Below are 21,962 nucleotides of genomic sequence, written 5' to 3'. Positions count from 1 at the left end.
CCCGCTCCCTGACACGGCCCGTCCCACGCCCTGGCCGGAGCGAGGAGTACGGTAGCGCGGTATTCGATCTGCGCGCCCCCTGGAGCCACCCGTGACCACCTCACCCCCCGGCGACCGCCTCACCCATGTCGACGACCAGGGCGCGGCCCGGATGGTCGACGTCTCCGAGAAGGCCACCACCGCGCGCACCGCGGTCGCGGCCGGCCGGGTCCGGGTCTCCCCCCGGGTGGTCGAGCTGCTGCGGGGCGAGGGCGTGCCCAAGGGCGACGCCCTCGCCGTCGCCCGGATCGCCGGGATCATGGGAGCCAAGAAGACCCCCGACCTGATCCCGCTCTGCCACCCGATCGCGGTCTCCGGGGTGAAGGTCGAGCTCGCCGTCACCGACGACGCGGTCGAGATCACCGCCACCGTGAGGACCGCCGACCGTACCGGGGTCGAGATGGAGGCGCTCACCGCCGTGGCGGTGGCCGGGCTCACCGTGATCGACATGGTCAAGGCCGTCGACAAGGGCGCCACCATCGAGTCCGTCCGGGTGCTCAGCAAGACCGGCGGCAAGAGCGGCGACTGGTTCGCTCCGGGGAGCCCGGCATGAGGGCGCCGGCCATGAGGGCGCTGGCCCTCACCGTCTCCAACCGCGCCTCGGCCGGTGTCTACCCGGACCGCGGCGGCCCGCTGCTGGTGGCGGGCCTGAGCGCGATGGGCTTCACGGTCGACGGCCCCCGGGTGGTGCCGGACGGCGAACCGGTCGAGGCGGCCCTGCGCGAGGCCGTCGCGGCCGGCTACGACGTGGTGCTCACCACCGGCGGCACCGGCATCTCCCCGATGGACCTCACGCCCGAGATGACCGCCCGGGTGATCGACCGGCAGGTCCCCGGCATCGCCGAGGCCATCAGGGCGTACGGCCGCGAGAAGGTCCCGACCTCCGCGCTCTCCCGCGGGCTGGCCGGCCTCGCCGGACGTACCCTGATCGTCAACCTGCCGGGCTCGACCGGCGGCGTCCAGGACGGCCTGGCCGTCCTGGAGCCGCTGCTCGCGCACGCCGTCGACCAACTCGGCGGCGGGGACCACCCCCGGCCCGACGCACCTGCTTCCGGGAGAGCGCACTGAACGCCGGTTGGCCGGTAGAACTCCACGAGGGGGACGTCGCGCTGCGCCCGATCCGGGGCCGCGACCAGCGGGAGTGGCAGGAGGTCAGCCGCCGCAACCGGGACTGGCTGCGGCGCTGGGAGGCCACCGTGCCGCCCGGCCCGGCCGGCCGCGGCGCCGGCCCGCGCCCGACCTACCGGCAGATGGTCCGCTTCCTGCGCGGCGAGGCCTCGGCCGGGCGGATGCTGCCCTTCGTCGTGCTGCACCAGGGCAAGCTCGTCGGCCAGCTGACCGTCGGCGGGATCACCTGGGGCTCGATGTGCTCGGCCAACGTCGGCTACTGGATCGACGAGGCGGTGGCCGGCCGGGGCATCATGCCGGCGGCCGTGGCGCTGTCGGTGGACCACTGTTTCACCACCCTGGGCCTGCACCGGATCGAGGTCTGCATCCGGCCGGAGAACGGGCCGAGCCGCCGGGTGGTGGAAAAGCTCGGGTTCCGCTCGGAGGGAATGCGGCCGCGCTATCTGCACATCGACGGCGACTGGCGCGACCACCTCGTGTACGCCCTGACCGCCGAGGAGGTTCCCGAGGGGATGCTGAAGCGCTGGCGGACGCTCAGTTCCGCCCGCCGCCCACGTAATTGAATATATGTTCGAAAGAAATATCGATATGGCATCGGCGTGGCGACGGACGGGCACAAATACCGGCAAAATAGTCGGAGAATCAGCTTGATCACACGACACGCCGTGCCAAATTGCTGCCAGGCCTTCCCCGGCGCCCGTACGGTGTGAAACGTGAGCAGTAGCGGCCTTATCTACGCCGTCATCGTAGGGGCCTGGGCCGCCTATCTGGTGCCGATGTGGCTCCGCAGGCAGGACGAGCTCAACGAGGCGCGCCCGACGGAACGCTTCAGTACCGCCATCCGCCTGCTGGCCGGGCGTTCGGCGCTGGAGCGGCGGGCGTCCCGGGCCCTGGGCGACGAACCGCGTGACGACGAGCAGAGCAACGACGACGGCCCTCCCGTACGGGACGAGGCCGCCTCGGGCGACCCCGACGGCGAGGCCGCGGCGGAGCCGCGGCCGGCACCGGAGCCGCTGCCGGAGCGGCAGCGGGAGGTGGCGGCGGAGCCCGACCGGCCCGCCGTCCGCGCCCCCGAGCGGCCGGCCGGGCTGCGGGGCGGGATCGAACCCCGGGCGCGGCTGCTGGCCCGGCGGCGTCGGATGGTCACCGTCCTCTTCCTGGCCTTCGCCCTCGGCGCGGTCGTCGCGGCGGTGTCCGGCCTGGCCTTCCTCTGGGTCCCGGCCGTGCCGGCGACCCTCCTCACCCTCTACATCGGCCACCTGCGCAAGCTGGAGCGCCTGCGGTACGAGGTGAAGATCGACCGCGCCCGGGCCGCCCAGGCCGCCGAGCGGCTGCGCAAGCGCGAGCAGCAGCGGGCCGAGGCCCGCCCGGCCGAGGACGTGCCGCCGCAGGCCCCCGCCGCCGCGGAGCCGGTCGGCCGCGGCCGACCGCACCTGCGGCTCGCCACCGACCGCGACCGGGCCCCGGTGCCCGCCCGCCCGGGGTCCGCCTCGGCGCTGGCGGAGGCGACCGAGCACGAGGAGTGGGTCGACGGCATGCGCGAGCGCGGTGCGGCCGGCCCGGACTCCTGGGAGCCCGTCCCCGTCCCGCTGCCGACCTACGTCACGGCTCCGGTGGCGCCCCGCGTCACCCGGGGGCTCGATCTGTCGGCCCCCGGCACCTGGACCGCCGGGCGCCCGGCGGAGGCCCGTACGGGGGAGGTCCGCTCGGCGGAGGCCCGCTCGGCGGAGGCGCGCAACACCCCGCTCTTCGACCAGTACGCCGAGCCCTCCGCCGCCGAGTCCCGCCCGCGCGCCGCCAACGAGTGACCGGCCGGGGGCGCAGCGGCGTCCCCGGCTCCGGCCGGTGCCCGGGGGTGGTCACGAGCCCCCTCGGAAAGGTGCTAAAGTTTCTTCTCGTTGGGGCTGTGGCGCAGTCCGGTAGCGCACCTCGTTCGCATCGAGGGGGTCAGGGGTTCGAATCCCCTCAGCTCCACCCAACAGGAAGTCCCGCCCGATCGATCAGATCGGGCGGGACTTCTGCGTTGTGCCCGGAGGTGCGGCTGGCCGGGGGTCAGCGGGCCGCGGCGGCGCGGGGGTTGGGTCTGTGACGATGATCACCTGACCACCAGTACGGCGCACGGGGCGTGGTGCACGCAGTAGTGGGTGACGGTGCCGAGGGCGGCGCCGGGCGGCGCGGCGCGGCCGCGACTGCCGAGGACGAGCACGGCGGCGCCCTCGGCGGCGCTGGTCAGCGCGGGGCCGGGGGAGCCGGCCTTGAGGTGGCGCCGGACGACGGGTGCCCCGGCGGGGGAGAGTGCGGCGGCGAGGGTCTCGTCGAGGATCCGGGCGGCATGCCGCTCGGGGCCGAAGCCGTCCAGGGCGGGCGGGACGAGGCCGTGCTCGCCCAACAGGCAGGGGAACTCCCAGACGGTCACCGCCTCCAGCGGGCTCCCGGTGAGCTCGGCCAGCCGGGCGGCCCAGCGGACGGCGGCGAGGGAGAGCGGGGAGCCGTCCACGCCGACCACGATCCTGCCGTCCGGCTGCCGGGTCATGGTTCGAGCCTAGGGCCTGTCGTCCAACCTCCGCCTGCGGGGCGAGGCCGGGGCACGCGCCGCACCGCGGGGGCGGCGGGCCGGCCGAGGGCCGGCCGGAGCAGCTCCGGCCGGCCCTCGGGGGGTGTCGGGTTCGGTCAGGGCTGGCCCGAGCCCGCGTACGGGCCCGGCTGCGGGGCACCGGCCTGCGGCGGGACGGAGCCGTAGCGGGCCGGCCGGCGGCCGCGCGGGTGGCGGGTGAGCGTGTAGCCCGCGACACCGGCCAGGGCCGCCAGCGCGCCGCCGGCCAGGGTCCAGAACCAGCGGCCGTTCCAGCCGGAGAACCAGCCGGTGTACCAGTGGTCCTCGGCCTCCTCGGGTGCGGCCGCCTTGGCGGTCGCGGCGCCGCCGCCCACCGGCGGGACCAGCGGGGCCTTGAGCTCCCCGCCCTCCGGCTGGGCGTTGTCGGCGTCGCCCTTGGCGCTGACGTGCAGCTGGACGGAGGCGGCGAGGCCCAGGTCCGGCTGCTGGGCGTCGGCGAGCGAGAGCCGGACGTAGTAGGTGCCGGGCAGCGGGTCCCCGGACCAGGGCTCGGCCCAGGAGCGGATCTCGCGCAGGGTGCAGCTCAGCGCGAGCGAGGCGGCGGACTGGGCGGCGGTGGCGTTCTGCGTGCCGGCGGTGCAGGACTGGCGGCGGCGCAGCCCGTCGAACACCTCGACGCTCCAGGTCTGCGGGCCCTGCCGGTCGGCGGCGGGGGCCAGGTCGACGGTCAGGCCGACCGTCGGGGTCTGGCCCTCGGAGGCCCCGAACGCCCAGTACAGGTAGTCGCCGGTGGAGGCGGCGACCTTGGCGTCCTGGCCGGGGGCCAGGTTGATCGCGGTCAGGAAGGTCGTCCCGGCCTTGGTGGCCGGGGCGGGCTTCCCGCTCGCACTGGCCGAGGGGGACGGCGAGGCGGCGGAGGCGGCCGGTGCCGCCAGCGCCAGGGCGGGGAGCAGCGCGAGTGCGGCGAGCGCGCCGCGCAGGGTGCTGCGATTCGTCGAGGTACGCATGGTCAGTTCTCCCGCCAGACAGCGATCCGCCAGCGTGCGATCCAGCCGAACAGCAGGCCGGTCAGCAGGCCGGCCAGGGTGAGCACCAGCAGCAGGATCCAGCCGCGGCCCAGACCCATCGCCGGGCCGTCCGGGGCGGGCGAGGCGGCGGACAGGTCGACCGTCAGCTCCAGCGGCAGGCCGGGCTCGGCCTGGACGCCGGGCTGGGCGGCCAGCGAGTTGCTGACGACCAGGCAGACGGTGGTCTCCGGCTTGCCGCTCGGCGAGGCGGACGGCGTCGCGGAGGCGTAGCCCTTGGAGTCGTCGGTGGACCAGCGCAGACCGGTGGAGATCACGTCGGTCCGGCCGCTGCCGGCATCGGTGCCGCGGACCAGTTCCTGGCCGGTGGCGCTGGTGGCCTGGAGCAGGACGCCGTAGTCGCGGGCGACGCCGCGGTCCAGTGCGACGCTGACCGAGGCGCGCAGCTCCTGTCCGGCCTTGACCGGGACGCGGTAGACGCGGTGCTCGGAGAACTTCTCCCGGTCGCTGTAGACGCCGGGGGTGAGGACGGGTGCGCTCTCGCACTTGTCGGTACCCGCGGTCTTGACCGGTGCGACGGTGTAGGTGTCGTTGGAGCGGTCGACCAGCTGCTTCACCTTGTCGGTGAGCTGCTCCTGGGTGCGGACGTCGGTGTAGGTGCCGCCGGTGGCGTTGGCGATGCAGAGCAGCTGCTGGCGGGTCTTGTCGTCGTGGGCCAGGCCGAGGGTGTCGACCACCAGGTGGATGCCCTGGGCGGCGAGTTCGCGGGCCACGTCGCACGGGTCCGGCGGGGCGCAGGAGTCCTCGCCGTCGGTGATCAGCACCACCCGGCGGGTGGTCTCGCCCTTGCCGAGGTCCTGCGCGGCGCCGCGCAGGGCCAGGCCGATCGGGGTCCAGCCGGTCGGGCGCAGGGTGGCGACCGCGGTCTTGGCCTCGACCTTGTTGGTCTTGCCGACCGGGAAGAGCTGCTTGGTGTCCAGGCAGCCCTGGGTCTTGTCGTCGCCGGGGTAGTTGGCGCCGAGGGTGCGGATGCCGAAGTCGGTCTCCGGGGGAAGGGCGTCGATCACCTCGTTCAGGGATTGCTGGGCCACCGCGATGCGGCTCTTGCCCTGGATGTCGGTGGCTCGCATGGAGCCGCTGACGTCCAGGACGAGGTCGACCCGGGGGGCTTCCTTGCCGGCGGCGCCGGCTGATGGTTCGTCGGCATGGGCGGGCAGGCCGCTGAGCAGCGCGCCGCCTGTTATCGCCAGGGCGGCCAGCAGGCTGCCGAGCCTGGCCTTCGGGCGTCGTCCGGTAGTCACCCGCCCGATCCTAGGGATCATCAGTTCGCCATGGCCAACGCGGTCCGGTGCGCGGGCCGCCGGGCTCCGGCGCGAACTCCCTGGCGCCGGTGGGAGATCGGGTGCCGGGCGTCCGGGCGTGCGCCGGTCGGGTGGGTGGCGCCGGGCGCGGCGGCGGACCGCGGGCGGTGGCGCGGCGCCGGCGGGCTGGTTCGGCAATACGGGACACACCGGTCGGAAGAGCTAATACATATGGATAGTGCTCGTTAGGGTGACGAACTGGGGCACGGGCGCCGGGCCGGCGCTCGCACCCGGCCGGTACGTCCGACACAGTGGAAGGACCAGCACGTGAGCAACCTCTTCGCGATCGCCTACCCGGATCTGGCCACCGCCCAGGCGGTGCGCAACGAAGCGGTCGGACTGCAGACGCAGAAGCTGATCGACCTGGAGGACGCGGTCGTCGTGGAGCGCCGCGACGACGGCAGGATCAAGCTGCACCAGCAGGTCAGCACGACGGGCGCGGGGGCCGCCTCGGGAGCGCTCTGGGGCGGTGTCATCGGCCTGCTGTTCTTCATGCCGTTCCTCGGCGCGGCGGTCGGCGGCGCCGCCGGCGCCGCGGTGGGCGCCTCCACCGACATCGGAGTGGACGACAACTTCATGCGCGAGGTCGCCCAGCACCTCCAGCCGGGCACCGCCGCGGTGTTCCTGCTGGTCCGCAAGGCCACCGCCGACAAGGTCGTCCCGGCGCTGGCGCGTCACGGCGGCCGGATCATCCAGACCTCGCTCTCCGCCGGGGCGGAGGCCGAACTCAGGGCCACCGTCGAGGCGTCCCGGGTGCAGCCCGCCCCGGCCGCCGCCTGACCCGACCCCGCCGGACCGGCCGCTCACGTCGGGACGGACGGGCCCGTTCGCCCGTCCGTCCCGATCGTCGTCCCGGCGTCGGCCCACCACCGCAGCAGGACACCCAGGACGGTCCGTGGCGACACCCTCCGCCGTGACGAGAACCGCCGGCCGGCCCCGCCGGACGGTGCGGACCCGGCGCAACACCGAGCTCGCGCTGGTCCTGGCCGCCGTGCTGATCGCCGTCTTCGGCTACGCCGAGGTCGGCGTCAACGTCGACGGCACGGTACCCGCCGACGCGGGCGAGTACGGCGCCGCACTCGGCGTGCTCGCGCTGCTGGCACACGCCGTGGTGCGCTGGAAGGCGCCGTACGCCGATCCGCTGCCGTTGCCGATCGGCGTGCTGCTCAACGGGATCGGACTGGTCGTCATCTACCGCCTGGACCGGGCCACCCCGGGCGGCGGCGCGGCCCCCACCCAACTGCTCTGGTCCACCCTCGGGGTGGCACTGTTCATCGCGGTCGTGGTGCTGCTGCGGGATCACAAGCGACTGCAGCGCTACGCGTACATCGGTGCGCTGGTGGCGCTGGTGCTGCTGGTGCTGCCGATCTTCTTCCCGCCGGTGTACGGCTCGCGGATCTGGATCACCGTCGGGCCGCTCTCCTTCCAGCCGGGCGAGTTCGCCAAGATCCTGCTGGCGGTCTTCTTCGCCGCCTACCTGGCGGTGCACCGGGACGCGCTGGCGCTGACCGGCCGCCGGGTGCTCGGGTTCCAGCTGCCGCGCGGGCGGGTGCTCGGGCCGGTGCTGCTGATCTGGGCGGCCTTCGTCGGCGTCCTCGTCCTGGAGACCGACCTCGGCACCTCGCTGCTCTTCTTCGGCCTCTTCGTGGTCATGCTCTACGTGGCCACCGCGCGCAGCGGCTGGATCGCCATCGGGTTGTTCCTGGCCGCCGTGGCGGCGGTCGGGGTCGGCTGGCTCTCGCCGCACGTGCACAGCCGGGTCAACGACTGGCTGGACCCGCTCGGCTCGATCGCCGCGGGCCGGGGCGCCAACCAGATCGCCCAGTCGCTGTTCGCCTTCGCCTGGGGCGGGGAGCTGGGCACCGGCCTCGGCAACGGGCACTCCGTGCTGATCGGGTTCGCCGCCAAGTCCGACTTCATCCTCGCGACCATCGGCGAGGAGCTGGGCCTGACCGGGCTGATCGCGCTGTTCCTGCTGTACGCGCTGCTGGTCGCCCGGGGCTTTCGCACCGGCATCGCGCTGCGCGACCCCTTCGGCCGGCTGCTCGCGATCGGGCTGGCGTCGATCGTCGGCCTGCAGGTGTTCGTGGTGGCCGGCGGGGTGCTCGACCTCATCCCGCTGACCGGGATGACCCTCCCGTTCGTCGCCCAGGGCGGCTCCTCGGTGGTCACCAACTGGATCATCGTCGCGCTGCTGGTGAGGATGAGCGACATCGCCCGCCGCCCGTCCACCGGGGAGGTCTGATGGCACTCGGCCGCTCCCGGGGCAACGGGCCGCAGGGCCGGCCGGGGATCTCCGTCACCGGGCGCCGGGCGGGCACCTTCTGCCTGCTGCTGACCGTGGCGCTCTGCGTCCAGGCCACCAGGGTGCAGGTGTTCCGGGCCGACGAACTGGACCACAATCCGGCCAACCAGCGGCTCACCATCGAGCGGTACTCCCAGCCGCGCGGCAACATCCTGGTCGGCGCCGACAGCGTCACCGGCTCCGAGCCCACCGGCGGCCGGTACGACTACAAGCGCACCTACACCGACGGCCCGCTGTACGCCGCCGTCACCGGGTACTCCTCGCAGGCGTACGGCAACACCCAGCTGGAGGGGACGGAGGACGACCTGCTCTCCGGCACCGACAGCCGGCTGGCCGGCTGGGCGGTCTGGGACGCCGTCGCCCGCCGGCAGAACCCCGGCGGGGACGTCTACACGACCATCGACCGGGCGGCCCAGCAGGCCGCGATGCGCGGACTGGGCGGACAGCAGGGCGCGGTCGCCGCGATCGAGCCCGCCACCGGCCGGATCCTGGCCCTGGCCAGCACCCCCTCGTACGACCCGGGGAGCTTCGCCGGCTCGTCCGCGGCCGACCAGGCGGCCTGGAACCGGCTGCAGGCCGACACCGACCAGCCGATGCTCAACCGGGCGCTGCGCCAGACCTACCCGCCCGGCTCGACCTTCAAGGTGGTCACCGCGGCGGCCGCGCTGCAGAACGGCGTCGTCACCGACCCCGACGCGCCGACCGGAGCACCCTACCCGTACGTCCTGCCGGGCACCACCACGCCGCTGGTCAACGACACCCCGGCGTGCGACGAGCCCGGGCAGTCGCTGGACACCGCGATGGTCAACAGCTGCAACAGCGTCATGGGCTACCTCGGGGTGCAGGTCGGGCTCGACAAGATGGTGGAGATGGCCGAGAACTTCGGCTTCAACGACCCGAAGCTGGACGTCCCGGTCCGGCCGGCCCGCTCCAACTTCGACACCCGGATGAACCGGTCCCAGCTCGCGCTCTCCTCGATCGGCCAGTTCGACACCGCGGCCACCCCGCTGGTGATGGCGATGGTCGCGGCCGGGGTCGCCAACAACGGCACCGTGATGCGTCCACAGCTTGTGGACAGGCTGACCAAGCAGGACGGCAGCACCGTGCGGCTGATGCACCCCACCGCGTACCGGCAGGCGATGAGCCCGGGGGTGGCCGGGCAGGTGCGGCGGCTGATGACCGACGTGGTGGAGAACGGCACCGGGCGGAGCGCCCGGATCGACGGCGCGGTGGTGGGCGGGAAGACCGGCACCGCCCAGCACGGGGTGGACAACACCGGGACGCCGTACGCCTGGTTCATCTCCTGGGCCGAGCCGGCCGGATCCGACGCGGTGCCCCCGGTGGCCGTCGCGGTGGTGATCGCCGACAGCGCCGCCACCGATGTCACCGGCGGCGCGCTGGCGGCGCCGATCGCCCGTTCGGTGATGCGGGCCGTCCTGGGCGGCTGAGCGGGCGAGTCGGGGTGCCGATGCCGGGGAAGGGCCTCTGACCTGCGGCTTAGCCGCTCGGTTGAAGATCCGCCGTTTGCGAAGCGTCCGGTTTGTACACGCCAATGCGACGATTCGTACAATGCGCGCTGCGCGACTGTTCGTTTGCGACACTGGTGCTTTCGCGGGGTACTGTCCCATCTTTGTTCGGTTGGTCCCCGATGACACCCCACGGCGCGTCGAGTGACCGGCCGCTAGGACACCCTCCCTCGCCTAGAAGGATCCTCGTTTTGGCCAGCAACACCCTCGGCGCGCGCCTGCTGCGGCGCAAGCCCGTCTCGACCCTGATCGCCGAGAGCGAGGGCCGCGACGGCCTTCCCGCCGGTGCGCCCGAGGAGGGCGGACGCTCCGGCATCCACCTGCGCCGCTCGATCGGCCTCTGGCAGCTGTCCTCGATCGGCATCGGCGCCACCATCGGCACCGGCATCTTCTTCGTGCTCAGCACCGCCGTGCCGTCGGCCGGTCCGGCCGTCATCCTGTCCTTCGTGATCGCCGCGGTCACCGCGGGCCTCACGGCGCTCTGCTACGCCGAGATGGCCTCCGCGATCCCGGTCTCCGGCTCCTCGTACTCCTACGCCTACGCCACCCTCGGTGAGGGCGTCGCGTTCGCGGTCGGCATCTGCCTGCTGATGGAGTACGGCGTCTCGGCCTCCGCGATCGCGGTGAGCTGGGCCGAGTACCTCAACAAGTTCTTCGACCTGGCCTTCGGGTTCAAGATCCCGGAGGCGATCTCCGGCGCGCCCGACGCCACCCACTGGTTCAACCTGCCGGCGTTGCTCCTGGTCGCGATGGTCTGCACCCTGCTGATCCGCGGCGTCAGCGAGTCGGTGAAGGTCAACGCGGCGATGGTGGGCATCAAGATCCTCATCCTGCTGCTCTTCATCGGTGTCGGCCTGACCGGCTTCCACTCCGGCAACCTGACCCCGTTCATGCCGCTGGGCATCGGCGGCGTCCAGGTGGCGGCCTCCAGCATCTTCTTCTCGTTCATCGGCCTGGACGCCGTGTCCACCGCCGGTGAGGAGGTCAAGAACCCGCGCCGCACGCTGCCGCTGGCGATCATCATCTCGCTGGTCGTGGTCACCCTGCTCTACATCCTGGTGGCCCTGGCCGGCATCGGCGCCCAGCCCTGGGAGAAGTTCGACGGCCAGGAGGCCGGCCTCGCCCAGATCCTGCAGGACATCACCGGCCAGAGCTGGCCCGCGATCGTCTTCGCGATCGGCGCGATCATCTCGATCTTCAGCATCACCCTCGTGGTGATCTACGGCCAGACCCGCATCCTGTACTCGATGGGCCGCGACGGCATGCTGCCCAAGCGCTTCGCCCAGCTGTCGCCTCGCACCGGCACCCCGGTCTGGAACACCATCGTGGTGGGCATCGGCGTCGGCGCGCTGGCCGCCTTCATCCCGCTGAACGTGCTGGCCGACATCACCAGCCTGGGCACCCTGATCGCCTTCTCGGTGGTCGCGGTCGGCGTGATCATCCTGCGCCGCACCCAGCCCGACCTGCCGCGCGGCTTCAAGGTGCCCGGCTACCCGGTCGTCCCGCTGGTCAGCGTCGGCTTCTGCATCTACCTGATCACCGGCCTGCACGCCGACACCTTCCGGGCCGGCGCGATCGCGCTGACGCTCGCCGTGGTCGTGTACTTCGGCTACAGCATGAAGCACTCCAAGCTGGAGCGGTCGGGGCAGCCCGTCGCCGCGGACCCGGCCGACAACTCGGCCGGCTGAGATTCGCGTACCGAGCACCCGCGGACGGGGCCGCCGGAGGGTGATCGCACCCCGGCGGCCCCGTTCGTACGACCGCAGACTCCCTCACCGGACATGGCGACAGGGCGTGGCCCCCACCCATAACCTTCCACCATGGTGAGCACCCGCACGCCCGGCTACTCCCGCCCGCGCGGCCGCTTCACCGGCCGTGGCGGCACGCCGGCCCCGCCCGCAGAGGCCGCGTCGGCGACCGGGCGCGGTCGTCCGCGCGGGACGCGGGCGCCCGGTCCGTTCCCCCGTCAGCGTGGTGACGGCGGGACGAGCACCCCGCCCGATCGGCTGAACCCGGCCCGGCTCGCGTCGCTGCGGCGCGTCCAGTTGTTCGGCTGCCTGGTGGCGGCCGGCTGGGCGGCGGCGTTCCCGCTCGTGTCGGACCTGCCCAACCAGCGCCTGTGGGGGACCGTCGCGGCTCCCGCGTACGCCCTCGCCGGGCTGCTCTGCCTGGTCCTGCCGCGCCGGTGGGCGGCCCGCGCGGCCGCCACGGTCGCCGTGCTGGGCGCGGTCCTGGTGCCGTTGGCGCTGTTGGCGCTGCAGGGCCGCCACCAGTCCGAGGTGATGGTGGTCGAGCGGTCGGCGCACCTGCTGCTCACCACCGGCAGTCCGTACCTGCCGCACCCGGTCGTGGTCACCGACTACAACCCGTACCTGCCGGCGATGACGCTGTTCGGGATGCCGCGCGCCCTGGTGGGCAGCGGCAACCCGGTCGCGCAGGTGGTGGGGGACGCCCGGATCTGGTTCGCGCTGACCTTCCTGGCCTGCCTGCTGGCCAGCTGGCGGCTGCTGAGGCCGTCCCGGGACCGGGCCCCGGTGCTGCCGCTGGCCGTGCTCACCGCCTCGCCGCTGATCGCGCTGGCCCTGGCGGTCGGCGGGGTGGACCTGCCGCTGATCGGGGTCTGCTGCCTGGCCATGGCCCTCGCCGAACGGGACCGCACCGTCGCGGCCGGGCTGGTCCTCGCGCTGGCCTGCACGCTGAAGTGGACGGCCTGGCCGGCGCTGCCGGTGGCCGTCCTGCTGCTCTGGCGGCTCTACGGGCGGCGTCCGGCGGCCCGGGCCGGACTGACCGCGCTCGGCGCGGGCCTGCTGGTGATCCTGCCCTCGGCGCTGGTCCGGGCGGACGCGTTGCGCGAACAGGTGGTGCGCTTCCCGCTGGGGCTGACCGCGATCCAGACGCCGGCCGGCAGCCCGCTGCCCGGCAAGGTGCTGGCCGGCTTCGGGCCGACCGGGCACACCGTGTCGCTGGCGCTGATGACGGTGGGCGGGCTGGGAGTGGCGATCTGGCTGCTGGCCCGGCCGCCGGTCTCCGCGATCGCCGCCGCCGACCTGCTGGCGGCGGGGCTGGCGATCGCGTTCATGCTGGCGCCGGCCGGGCGCTTCGGCTACCTGGCGCTGCCCGTGGTGCTGGTGATCTGGCCCCGGCTGGCGGCCCGGCGGTGGAGCGGGCGCAGGCCCGTCCCGGCCAACTGTCTGCTGACCCGGCCGGAGCCGGCCCTGCCCCGGGGCTGACCGCGGGGCGGGGCCGGCCGGGCGTCAGCGGTTGCCGGCCGCCTTGATGACGGCGGCGACGGCGGGGCCGGCCGCGTCGGCGCCGTGGCCGCCGGCCTGGACCTCGGCGGCGACGGCGATGTTGCCCCGGTAGGCGGTGAACCAGCTGTTGGTGGTGTCCACCCCGGCGACCTCGGCCGAGCCGGTCTTGGCACCCGCGTTGTCCGAGATGCCGGCCATCGCGCCCTTGGCCGTGCCGTCCTTGGCGGTCGCGGCCATCATGGCCTTCAGCTTGCCGACGGCGTCGGGCGAGAGGTTCCGGGCGGCCTTCTGCTGCGGCAGGTCCGCGACCAGGATCGGCTGCTTGAACTCACCGCTCTGCACCGTGGCGGTGATCGAGGCGATGGCCAGCGGGTTCATCTGGACCTTGCCCTGGCCGATGGACTGCATGGCCTGCTCGTCCTTGTTGGTGCCCGGGTCCGGCACCCGGCCGTCGACGTTGGGCAGGCCGGTCTTCCACTCCAGGCCGATGCCGAACACGTCCTTGGCGGTGGCGCCGAGCGTGCCCGGCTTCAGGCTGGCCAGGCCCTGGTCGATGAAGGCGGTGTTGCAGGAGATCATGAAGTCCTGCTGGAGCGTGTTGTTCGGGTAGGCGTCCGGGAACGAGTTCGGGATCGCCTTCGGGTTGCTGCTCTTCACCGGACAGGCGACCGGGGTGTCCGGGTTGACGCCGGCCTCCAGCAGGGCCGCCGAGGTGACGATCTTCATCGTCGAGCCCGGGGCCAGCAGGCCGACGAAGGCCCGGTTCTGGCCGGTGGCCGGCGCGTTGGCGAAGGCCAGCACCTGACCGGTGCTCGGTTCGATGGCCACGATCGAGCCCTGCTTGCCGCCGAGGTCGGCCATCGCCTTCTCGGCGGCGGCCTGCACGGTGTTGTCGATGGTCACCTTGAACGGCTTGGCCGGCTTCGGCTCGACGATGGTGAACAGCTTGTCGGTGGTGCCCTTGCCGGCCGCGTCGGTGATCACCACGCCGCTTCCCGCGTCGCTCTGGTCCTTGGTCGGGTCGGCCTGGAGGATCTTGCGGGCGTTGTCCTGGAGGGTGGTGATCAGCGCCGGGGTGATCGAGGAGCCCTGCAGCGGCTTGTTGTTGCGGTCGACCACGTTGGACGGCGGGGCGAAGACCGGCTGGGTGGAGATCACCTCGCCCGCGCCCAGGTGCGGGTGGAGCACCGACGGGGCCCAGTGCACGGCCGGGGTGTTGTCGCTCATCTTCACGACGCCGAGGAAGCCGTTGTAGTCCCAGACCCGGTTGGTGCCCTCGAACTCGGCGCGGGCCTTGAAGCCCATCAGCACACCGGAGGGGGCGGCCGGGGCGGTGGCCGAGGGGGACTCGGTGCCCGCCGCGGTCGGCGTCGCGGAACCGGCGGCGGTCGAGGGCTTGCCGGCGGTCGGCGAGGGGGTGCCGGTGGCGGAGGCGAAAGCGGCCGGGGTGGCCGGACCGGCCGGCGCGAGGGTCAGCGCACTGGGCTTGACCTGGTCCCGGAAGGCGGTCAGCGCGGTGGTCGCGGCCGCCGGGTCGTCGGTCAGCCCGGCCGCCTTGGCGATGTCACCGGCGGCCCAGGCCTCCAGGAAGTCCTTGGCTCCGGCGGCGGCCTGCTCGGCGCTGGGGGGTTCGGCGACCACCGTGCGGGCCTTCTTGCCCTCGGGCGCGTCGGAGTCGCCCGATCCGACGAGGCTGTACGCGCCGTACCCGCCGCCCGCGAGCACGGCGACGGACACGCCGGTGATGATGCCGATCTTGGCGCCTCTGCGCATGGTGCTGCTCCCCCAAGGGTCTGGCGACTGGCCGCAGCCGGAGATGGCCGGATACGCGTTCGGTGCCCAGCCTAGGCAGCCGAGCTCCGTGCGCCGACGAAACGCCCGGGTCTTGTGACGGATCTGGTACGTGTCGCGCACCACCTCCGCACGGTTCCCGCCCCCGGTTTTCGTCAGATCCAGCTGTTGAACCACATCCGCTTGCGCCAGTCGTCCATCGGAATCGTCTGCCCCGTGTACAGGGGGTAGAAGAACAGAAAGTTCCACACGATCAGCAGGATCAGCAGGCCGGCCGCCGCGGAACCGATGATCCGGCGGTCGCGGGACGCCCCGGGCGGCCCGATCAGGGCGCCGACCAGCATGGTCACGGCGAGCACCAGGAACGGCACGAAGGCCACCGCGTAGAACAGGAAGATCGTCCGCGTCTGGTAGGCGAACCAGGGCAGGTAGCCGGCGGCCAGGCCGCAGAGCACCGCGCCGGCCCGCCAGTCGCGGCGGGCCGCCCAGCGCCAGAGGCAGTACACGAGCGCCACCACGCCGGCCCACCAGAGCAGCGGGGTGCCGATGCCCAGCACCTCGCGGGCGCAGTCGCTCACGGTGCAGCCGGCCTGGCCCTGCTTCGGCGACTCGTAGAAGAAGGAGACCGGGCGGCCGACCACCAGCCAGCTCCACGGGTTCGACTGGTAGGTGTGCGGGTCGCTCAGGTGGGTGTGGAAGTCGTACACCGTGGAGTGGTAGTGCCAGAGCGCGCGCAGGCCCTCCGGGATCCACGGGAACGCGGTGTCCCGGCCGACCGCCCAGTCCCGGCCGTAGCCGCCCCGGCCGGGCACGGTGCTGCTGGCGAACCAGCCCCACCAGGAGGTCACGTACACCACCACGGAGACCACGACGATCGAGACGAAGGCCGGCACCACGTCCCGGACCAGCGTCCACAGGTAGGGGCGGTCCGCGCCGGCCAGGCGGCGCGAGCCGGCGTCCCAGAGCACCGTCAGGACGCCGAAGGCGGCCGCCACGTACAGGCCGCTCCACTTGGTCGCGCAGGTCAGGCCGACGCAGACGCCGGCAGCGATCCGGTACGGGCGCCAGCCGAGGTTCAGCCGGCGGGCCGCGGCGCCGTCCGCCACGCCGCCCAGGCGCGCGGCGATCCGGGCCCGGGTGCGGTCGCGGTCCAGCAGCAGGAAGCCGAACGCGGCGAGGATCCAGAACATCACCACCAGGTCCAGCAGCGCGGCCCGGCTGAGCACGAAGTGCAGGCCGTCCACGGCGAGCAGCAGCCCGGCGACGCAGCCCAGCAGGGTCGAGCGGAAGAGCCGGCGGGCGATCCGGGCCACCATCAGGATCGACAGCGTGCCGAGCAGTGCCACCGCGAACCGCCAGCCGAAGGGGTTCATCCCGAACAGCTGCTCGCCCGCGCCGATGATCCACTTGCCGACCGGCGGGTGCACGACGTAGCTCGGGTCCGGCCGGTACGGCACCGTCGAGCCCGCCATGATCTGCTCGTTGGCGCCGTCCGGCCAGCTGATCTCGTAGCCGCCGTGCCAGAGCGCGTAGGCGTCCTTGGCGTAGTACGTCTCGTCGAAGATGATCGCGTGCGGCTCGCCGAGGTTCGTGAACCGGAGCAGCCCGCCGAACAGGGCCACCGCGAGCGGGCCCAGCCAGCCCGCCCAGCGGCAGAGCCAGGACCACAGCGGCGCCGGCACGGCCACCCCGAGCCGCAGCAGCAGCGGGGAGGGCGCGACGCGGGCCGGCGTCACGCCCGGGCCGTCCGGCATCGGCGGCACCAGCCGCTCGGTGAGCGTGGCCTTCGGCGGCGGCGTGTAGCCGTGCCGGGCCAGGCGGTGCAGCCAGGACGGGCGCTCCGGCCGGTCCGGGCCGGGCGCGCGCGGGGCGGGGACGGCGGGGGACGCCTGGTCCGTCAGGACCGGCACGCCGACGCCACCCTGCGCGGTGTGGTCTGTACCAGTGGGCGTCTGCGCCGCCGTGTCGCCGTTCATCCGCCACATCGTAGGGGCGGTTCGTTCGGGGAGGACGGCTCCCTCCGAAGCTGCCCGAATCGTCACCAAAAACACCGGGGGCCCGGTTACTGGAAGGATGGGGCACGTGACAGGAGTACTCGTTCTCGCAGGCACCCCCATCGGCGACGTCTCGGACGCCCCGCCCCGACTGCTCACCGAGCTGGCCTCGGCGGACGTGATCGCGGCCGAGGACACCCGGCGGCTGCGCCGGCTCACCCAGGCGCTCGGGGTGACCCCGACCGGGCGGGTGCTCTCCTACTTCGAGGGGAACGAGGTCGGCCGCACCCCCGAACTGGTCGAGGCGCTGCTGGGCGGCGCCCGGGTGCTGCTGGTGACGGACGCCGGGATGCCCTCGGTCTCCGACCCCGGCTACCGGCTGGTGGCCGCCGCGGTGGCCGCCGACGTCAAGGTCACCGCGGTGCCCGGGCCGTCCGCGGTGCTCACCGCGCTGGCGCTGTCCGGCCTGCCGGTGGACCGCTTCACCTTCGAGGGCTTCCTGCCGCGCAAGACCGGGGACCGGGCCCGACAGCTGGCCTCGGTCGCCGCCGAGCCGCGCACCATGGTCTTCTTCGAGGCGCCGCACCGGATCGCCGAGACGCTGGCCGCGATGGCCGAGGCGTTCGGCGCGGACCGCCCCGCGGCGGTCTGCCGCGAGCTGACCAAGACGTACGAGGAGGTCAAGCGGGGCCCGCTCGGCGAGCTGGCGCAGTGGGCCGCCGAGGGCGTCAGGGGCGAGATCACCGTGGTGGTCGCCGGCGCCCCGCCGGCCGCGCCGCAGGAGTTGAGCCCGGCCGAGCTGGCCCGCCTGGTGGCCGTCCGGGAGGAGGCCGGCGAGCGGCGCAAGGAGGCCATCGCGGCGGTCGCGGCGGAGCTCGCCCGGCCCAAGCGGGAGGTGTTCGACGCGGTGGTCGCGGCCAAGAACACGGCGGCCGGCAAGGCCTGAAACCCGCAGGTGCCGGGGGTGGCGGTGGCGCGTACCTTGGAGGGAAGGCCCCGGTAAACGCCCGGTGAGCTGAAGCTTTGGCCGCGGTTTTCGGTCAGGACCCACCCTTTCGTATAGGGATTCCCAATCCGCGTCCAAGTCTTCACAAGACGGGCATCGGCCGGGGCGTTCCGGGCATTTCCTGGGATGGAAAGACCCAGCCGGGCGAGCGTCCGGCGGGCGCTGGGAGACGGCTATGAGCGAGACGATCGGTAGCCCCCGCGGTGGCAATGCGCTGAGCGACCCCGGCCTGACCGGCCGGCCGCAGACTCCCGTCGAGACCGTTCGGGAGGCCTACTCCTTCGCCTGCCTGAGCTGCGGGTACGGCTGGGAGCAGGCGTACGACATCGAGCACCACGTGGCCCGGGACGGGCACGTCGTGTTCGAGTACCACGCCAACGGCGTCCGGGTGCCGTCCCCGCTGCTCAAGCCGACCTGCCCGGGGTGCGGCGGCCACACCGTCCGGATCATGCGCGAGGGCCGGGTGGCCGTCGCGGACAAGTCCGTGCGGCACGCGCCCGGCTTCTCGGCGCACGCCGAGCCGGCCGGGCCCCTGCCGGTGGACGCGCCCGCCGAGCCGCGCGGACGCCTGGGCCGGCTCTGGGCGCGCCTGACGGGCTGATCGGCCGGGCCCTGACGGGCCTGAGCGGCCGGGCGGGGTTCGGGCGGGGGCCGGGCGCTTCGAGGGCCCGGGGCTCCGGCGGACCGATGGCCGACCGGCGCCGGGGCGTCGGCCGGCGGTGCCGGGGTCACCGGTCGAGGGCCGCCCCCGCACCCGATTAAGCTTGCCGACCATGGCGGCCACTGCAGAACACAGCACCACCGGGGACGCGACCCCGGCGTACTACGTCACCACCCCGATCTACTACGTCAACGATCGCCCGCACCTGGGCCACGCCTACACCACCGTGGCGGGCGACGTGCTGACCCGCTGGCACCGCCAGCGCGGCGAGAAGGTCTGGTACCTGACCGGCACCGACGAGCACGGTCAGAAGATCCTGCGGACGGCCGAGGCCAACGGCGTCAGTCCGCAGGAGTGGTGCGACAAGCTGGTCGAGGAGGCGTGGAAGCCGCTCTGGCAGCACCTGGAGATCGCCAACGACGACTTCATCCGCACCACTCAGGAGCGGCACACCGCCCGGGTGCAGGAGTTCGTCCAGGACCTCTACGACAAGGGCGAGATCTACAAGGGCGGCTACTCCGGCCCGTACTGCGTCGGCTGCGAGGAGTACAAGCTCCCGGCCGAGCTGCTGGACGGCGCCACCGAGGGCGAGAAGCTCTGCCCGATCCACAAGAAGCCGGTCGAGTGGCTGGAGGAGGAGAACTACTTCTTCCGCCTCTCCGCGTACGGCCCGAAGCTGCTGGAGTTCTACGCCGAGAACCCCGGCTTCATCGCCCCCGAGACGGCCCGCAACGAGGTGCTGCGCTTCGTCGAGCAGGGTCTGCAGGACCTCTCGATCTCCCGCTCCACCTTCAACTGGGGCGTGCCGCTGCCCTGGGACGAGAAGCACGTCCTGTACGTGTGGGTCGACGCGCTGCAGAACTACATCACCGCGGCCGGCTACGGCGCCGACCCGGAACGGTTCGCCGAGCTGTGGCCGGCCTCCGTGCACCTCGTCGGCAAGGACATCCTGCGGTTCCACGCGGTGATCTGGCCGGCCATGCTGATGGCCGCCGGACTGCCGCTGCCCAAGCGGGTCGTCGCCAACGGCTGGCTGATGGTCGGCGGCGAGAAGATGTCCAAGTCCAACCTGACCGGCATCGCCCCGCAGGACCTCACCTCGCACTTCGGCGTGGACGCCTACCGCTACTACTTCCTGCGGGCCATCCCGTTCGGCACCGACGGTTCGTTCTCCTGGGAGGACTTCACCGCCCGGTACACCTCCGAGCTGGCCAACGACTTCGGCAACCTGGCCTCCCGGGTGGCGGCCATGGTCGGCAAGTACTTCGACGGGGTGCTGCCGGCCTCGGTGGCCCACGGCGCGGCCGAGCAGGCCGTCGCGGACGGGCTGACGGCGGCGGTCGCGACCGCCGACCGCAGGATCGGCGAGGAGCTGGACTTCGCCGGCGGCCTCGCGGCGATCTTCGAGTTCGTCAAGCAGGTCAACGGCTACCTCACGGAGCAGGAGCCCTGGAAGGTCGCCAAGGACGACTCGCAGGAGGGCCGGGCCCGCCTGGCGACCATCCTCTACACCGCCGCCGAGGCGCTGCGGGCCACCGCCGTCCTGCTCAACCCGGTGATGCCGGCCACCGCCGAGAAGCTCTGGGTCTCGCTCGGCGCCGAGGCCGCCGGGCTCGGCGCGCTGTCCGCGCAGACCGTCGCCACCGCGGCGGACTGGGGCCGGCTGCCCGTCGGGGCCACCGTCACCAAGGGCGAGATCCTGTTCCCCCGTCTCGAAGAGAAGCCCGCCGCCTGATGGCCAGGAAGGACGAGGACCGGTCGACGCCGCCGCCACTGCCCGCCCCGCTGGCGGTGGCGGTCGCCGACTCGCACACCCACCTGGACATGCAGTCCGGCACTCCCGCCGAGGGGCTGGCGCGCGCCGCCTCCGTCGGCGTGACCACCGTCGTCCAGGTGGGCTGCGACGTGCCCGGCTCGCGCTGGGCCGCCGACCTGGCGGCCGAGTTCGAGCAGGTGCACGCGGCCGTCGCCCTGCACCCCAACGAGGCGCCGCGGATCCACCTCGGTGACCCGGACGGCTGGTCCGGGCAGGAGCGTCCGGCCGGCGGGCAGGCGGCGCTGGACGCGGCGCTCGCCGAGATCGACGCGCTCGCCGCGCTGCCGCAGGTCCGCGCCGTCGGCGAGACCGGCCTGGACTACTTCCGCACCGGCCCCGAGGGGGTGGAGATCCAGAAGGAGTCGTTCCGCCGCCACATCGAGATGGCCAAGCGGCACGGCAAGGCGCTGGTCATCCACGACCGGGACGCCCACGAGGACGTCATCGCCGTGCTGCTGGCGGAGGGCGCCCCCGAGCGGACCGTCTTCCACTGCTACTCCGGCGACGCCGCGATGGCGAAGGTCTGCGCCGAGCACGGCTGGTACCTCTCCTTCGCCGGACCGGTCACCTTCAAGGCCAACCAGCCGCTGCGGGACGCCCTCGCGGCCACCCCGCTCGACCGCGTCCTGGTCGAGACCGACGCGCCCTTCCTCACCCCGCACCCCTACCGGGGCCGCCCCAACGCGCCGTACCTGATCCCGGTCACCGTCCGCTCGATGGCGCAGACCCTGGGGCTGCACGAGGACGAGCTGGCGACGGCCATCGCGGCGAACACGGCGCGGGCGTTCGGGTACTGAGTCGGGTCGAACGGATATCGGTCGAACAAATATCGGGTCACGCCGAAACGATTCGGCACTCTCGTCGGACCGCGATGCTGGCTAGCATGAGTGCAGTGAGGGAGGTGGCGATGACCGCCGAGCCGATCGACTGGAAGCTTCCGCCGTCCCAGGGCTGGACGTACGAGCAGGTCAAGGACATGGACCTGCCGTTCGATTGGGAACTGGTGGACGGAGCCGTCGTGGTCCGAGGGATGGCCAAGTGGTGGCACGATCAGGTGCGGGATCAGCTGCTGCTCGCGTTGGCGAGCGCGCGGATCCAGCCTTACGTGGTCAACGTCGAGCGCTGTGTGCTGCTCGACGAACACAACGTGACGAAGCCCGACGTCGTCGTCATCGACAAGACCGGTCTGGACTTCTTCGAGCTGGAGTGCACCTCGCCCGAGTCGGTGGCGTTGGCGGTCGAGGTCGTCTCCCCCGGCTCCCGGGCCGCCGACCGGTTCCGCAAGCCCGGGCAGTACGCCGAGGCCGGCATCCCGTACTTCTGGCGCGTCGAGCGCGGCATCGACAACCTCCCGATCGTCCACGAGTTCCACCGGGACGAGGAGAAGGGCGTCTACCTGCCCGTCGCCCAGCACGAAGGAGTGCTGAGGACCTCGGTGCCCTACCCCGTGGAGATCGACCTCGCGGCGGTCGTCGAACTGTGAGCACCCGCCCCGCCCGTATCCT

General features: G+C 73.2%; 19 protein-coding genes and 1 tRNA gene. 15 read left to right on the top strand and 5 right to left on the bottom strand.

Annotated features, from left to right (window positions below; translation table 11 throughout):
- Window positions 1–151: 151 nt before the first annotated feature.
- The 5 genes from moaC (at window position 152) to ACFVYI_RS26845 (ending at window position 3,141) form a co-directional block, all read left to right on the top strand.
- On the top strand, window positions 152–592 hold the full coding sequence (moaC, locus tag ACFVYI_RS26865) for a cyclic pyranopterin monophosphate synthase MoaC (protein ID WP_387890091.1): 441 nt from the start codon (window positions 152–154) through the stop codon (window positions 590–592).
- Window positions 589–1,107 (top strand): molybdenum cofactor biosynthesis protein B, encoded by a 519-nt coding sequence (locus ACFVYI_RS26860; protein ID WP_387890047.1) that lies wholly within the window; start codon window positions 589–591, stop codon window positions 1,105–1,107. The genes moaC and ACFVYI_RS26860 overlap by 4 nt, the downstream gene beginning before the upstream one ends.
- A complete protein-coding gene (locus tag ACFVYI_RS26855; protein ID WP_387890089.1) occupies window positions 1,104–1,730 on the top strand; it encodes a GNAT family N-acetyltransferase in 627 nt (208 codons plus the stop codon). The genes ACFVYI_RS26860 and ACFVYI_RS26855 overlap by 4 nt, the downstream gene beginning before the upstream one ends.
- 150 nt (window positions 1,731–1,880) lie before the next feature.
- Window positions 1,881–2,975 carry a gephyrin-like molybdotransferase receptor GlpR gene (gene glpR / locus ACFVYI_RS26850; protein ID WP_387890045.1) on the top strand — a complete coding sequence of 365 codons (1,095 nt, stop codon included), beginning with the start codon at window positions 1,881–1,883 and terminating at the stop codon, window positions 2,973–2,975.
- Between the two features lie 92 nt (window positions 2,976–3,067).
- Window positions 3,068–3,141 (top strand) — tRNA-Ala (locus tag ACFVYI_RS26845).
- A 121-nt stretch (window positions 3,142–3,262) separates the two neighbouring features.
- Here the strand turns inward: ACFVYI_RS26845 and ACFVYI_RS26840 are convergent.
- The 3 genes from ACFVYI_RS26840 to ACFVYI_RS26830 all read right to left on the bottom strand — a co-directional run bounded on the left by ACFVYI_RS26840 (window position 3,263) and on the right by ACFVYI_RS26830 (window position 6,047).
- The gene (locus tag ACFVYI_RS26840) at window positions 3,263–3,700 is read right to left on the bottom strand and encodes a universal stress protein (RefSeq protein WP_387890043.1); all 438 of its coding nucleotides are present in this window, start codon (window positions 3,698–3,700) and stop codon (window positions 3,263–3,265) included.
- Between the two features lie 137 nt (window positions 3,701–3,837).
- Entirely contained in the window at window positions 3,838–4,728 is an 891-nt protein-coding gene (locus ACFVYI_RS26835; RefSeq protein ID WP_387890040.1) for a peptidase, read from the bottom strand.
- 2 nt (window positions 4,729–4,730) lie between these two features.
- The gene (locus ACFVYI_RS26830; RefSeq protein ID WP_387890037.1) at window positions 4,731–6,047 is read right to left on the bottom strand and encodes a VWA domain-containing protein; all 1,317 of its coding nucleotides are present in this window, start codon (window positions 6,045–6,047) and stop codon (window positions 4,731–4,733) included.
- A 327-nt stretch (window positions 6,048–6,374) separates the two neighbouring features.
- Between ACFVYI_RS26830 and ACFVYI_RS26825 the strand changes: the two genes are divergently transcribed.
- The 5 genes from ACFVYI_RS26825 to ACFVYI_RS26805 all read left to right on the top strand — a co-directional run bounded on the left by ACFVYI_RS26825 (window position 6,375) and on the right by ACFVYI_RS26805 (window position 13,168).
- On the top strand, window positions 6,375–6,887 hold the full coding sequence (locus ACFVYI_RS26825) for a DUF1269 domain-containing protein (protein WP_387890035.1): 513 nt from the start codon (window positions 6,375–6,377) through the stop codon (window positions 6,885–6,887).
- Window positions 6,888–7,020: 133 nt separating this feature from the next.
- Window positions 7,021–8,352 (top strand): FtsW/RodA/SpoVE family cell cycle protein, encoded by a 1,332-nt coding sequence (locus tag ACFVYI_RS26820; protein ID WP_387890032.1) that lies wholly within the window; start codon window positions 7,021–7,023, stop codon window positions 8,350–8,352.
- On the top strand, window positions 8,352–9,860 hold the full coding sequence (locus ACFVYI_RS26815) for a penicillin-binding transpeptidase domain-containing protein (RefSeq protein ID WP_387890030.1): 1,509 nt from the start codon (window positions 8,352–8,354) through the stop codon (window positions 9,858–9,860). Before ACFVYI_RS26820 ends, ACFVYI_RS26815 begins: the two co-directional genes overlap by 1 nt.
- Before the next feature lie 200 nt (window positions 9,861–10,060).
- Entirely contained in the window at window positions 10,061–11,626 is a 1,566-nt protein-coding gene (locus ACFVYI_RS26810) for an amino acid permease (RefSeq protein WP_387890027.1), read from the top strand.
- Window positions 11,627–11,758: 132 nt separating this feature from the next.
- The gene (locus ACFVYI_RS26805; protein ID WP_387890025.1) at window positions 11,759–13,168 is read left to right on the top strand and encodes a glycosyltransferase 87 family protein; all 1,410 of its coding nucleotides are present in this window, start codon (window positions 11,759–11,761) and stop codon (window positions 13,166–13,168) included.
- 24 nt (window positions 13,169–13,192) lie between these two features.
- Here the strand turns inward: ACFVYI_RS26805 and ACFVYI_RS26800 are convergent, their stop codons facing one another.
- A complete protein-coding gene (locus tag ACFVYI_RS26800) occupies window positions 13,193–14,962 on the bottom strand; it encodes a penicillin-binding transpeptidase domain-containing protein (RefSeq protein WP_387890023.1) in 1,770 nt (589 codons plus the stop codon).
- A 173-nt stretch (window positions 14,963–15,135) separates the two neighbouring features.
- Window positions 15,136–16,956, bottom strand: a complete 1,821-nt coding sequence (locus ACFVYI_RS26795) for a dolichyl-phosphate-mannose--protein mannosyltransferase (RefSeq protein ID WP_387890021.1) — start codon at window positions 16,954–16,956, stop codon at window positions 15,136–15,138.
- Window positions 16,957–17,062: 106 nt separating this feature from the next.
- On the opposite strand from ACFVYI_RS26795, the gene rsmI reads away from it, so the two are divergent.
- The 5 genes from rsmI to ACFVYI_RS26770 all read left to right on the top strand — a co-directional run bounded on the left by rsmI (window position 17,063) and on the right by ACFVYI_RS26770 (window position 21,940).
- Entirely contained in the window at window positions 17,063–17,920 is an 858-nt protein-coding gene (gene rsmI / locus ACFVYI_RS26790; RefSeq protein WP_387890018.1) for a 16S rRNA (cytidine(1402)-2'-O)-methyltransferase, read from the top strand.
- 235 nt (window positions 17,921–18,155) lie between these two features.
- Window positions 18,156–18,581: a hypothetical protein gene (locus tag ACFVYI_RS26785; protein ID WP_387890015.1), complete on the top strand. Its 426-nt coding sequence runs from the start codon at window positions 18,156–18,158 to the stop codon at window positions 18,579–18,581.
- Window positions 18,582–18,753: 172 nt separating this feature from the next.
- The gene (gene metG, locus ACFVYI_RS26780; protein WP_387890013.1) at window positions 18,754–20,376 is read left to right on the top strand and encodes a methionine--tRNA ligase; all 1,623 of its coding nucleotides are present in this window, start codon (window positions 18,754–18,756) and stop codon (window positions 20,374–20,376) included.
- Window positions 20,376–21,254: a TatD family hydrolase gene (locus ACFVYI_RS26775; protein WP_387890010.1), complete on the top strand. Its 879-nt coding sequence runs from the start codon at window positions 20,376–20,378 to the stop codon at window positions 21,252–21,254. The genes metG and ACFVYI_RS26775 overlap by 1 nt, the downstream gene beginning before the upstream one ends.
- Window positions 21,255–21,340: 86 nt before the next feature.
- Entirely contained in the window at window positions 21,341–21,940 is a 600-nt protein-coding gene (locus tag ACFVYI_RS26770) for a Uma2 family endonuclease (protein WP_387890008.1), read from the top strand.
- The last annotated feature ends 22 nt before the right edge of the window (window positions 21,941–21,962 follow it).

Source organism: Kitasatospora sp. NPDC058218, assembly GCF_042882445.1.
Lineage (GTDB): Bacteria > Actinomycetota > Actinomycetes > Streptomycetales > Streptomycetaceae > Kitasatospora.
Note: the sequence above shows the minus strand (reverse complement) of the source record. Positions and strands in the feature narration are given on the sequence as shown.

Coding starts and splice junctions, on each gene's coding strand:
- moaC (WP_387890091.1), top strand. CDS start 152: ATGGTCGACGTCTCCGAGAAGGCCACCACCGCGCGCACCGCGGTCGCG.
- ACFVYI_RS26860 (WP_387890047.1), top strand. CDS start 589: ATGAGGGCGCCGGCCATGAGGGCGCTGGCCCTCACCGTCTCCAACCGC.
- ACFVYI_RS26840 (WP_387890043.1), bottom strand. CDS start 3,700: ATGACCCGGCAGCCGGACGGCAGGATCGTGGTCGGCGTGGACGGCTCC.
- ACFVYI_RS26835 (WP_387890040.1), bottom strand. CDS start 4,728: ATGCGTACCTCGACGAATCGCAGCACCCTGCGCGGCGCGCTCGCCGCA.
- ACFVYI_RS26815 (WP_387890030.1), top strand. CDS start 8,352: ATGGCACTCGGCCGCTCCCGGGGCAACGGGCCGCAGGGCCGGCCGGGG.
- ACFVYI_RS26810 (WP_387890027.1), top strand. CDS start 10,061: ATGACACCCCACGGCGCGTCGAGTGACCGGCCGCTAGGACACCCTCCC.
- ACFVYI_RS26805 (WP_387890025.1), top strand. CDS start 11,759: ATGGTGAGCACCCGCACGCCCGGCTACTCCCGCCCGCGCGGCCGCTTC.
- ACFVYI_RS26800 (WP_387890023.1), bottom strand. CDS start 14,962: ATGCGCAGAGGCGCCAAGATCGGCATCATCACCGGCGTGTCCGTCGCC.
- ACFVYI_RS26795 (WP_387890021.1), bottom strand. CDS start 16,956: ATGAACGGCGACACGGCGGCGCAGACGCCCACTGGTACAGACCACACC.
- ACFVYI_RS26785 (WP_387890015.1), top strand. CDS start 18,156: ATGAGCGAGACGATCGGTAGCCCCCGCGGTGGCAATGCGCTGAGCGAC.
- metG (WP_387890013.1), top strand. CDS start 18,754: ATGGCGGCCACTGCAGAACACAGCACCACCGGGGACGCGACCCCGGCG.
- ACFVYI_RS26775 (WP_387890010.1), top strand. CDS start 20,376: ATGGCCAGGAAGGACGAGGACCGGTCGACGCCGCCGCCACTGCCCGCC.
- ACFVYI_RS26770 (WP_387890008.1), top strand. CDS start 21,341: ATGAGTGCAGTGAGGGAGGTGGCGATGACCGCCGAGCCGATCGACTGG.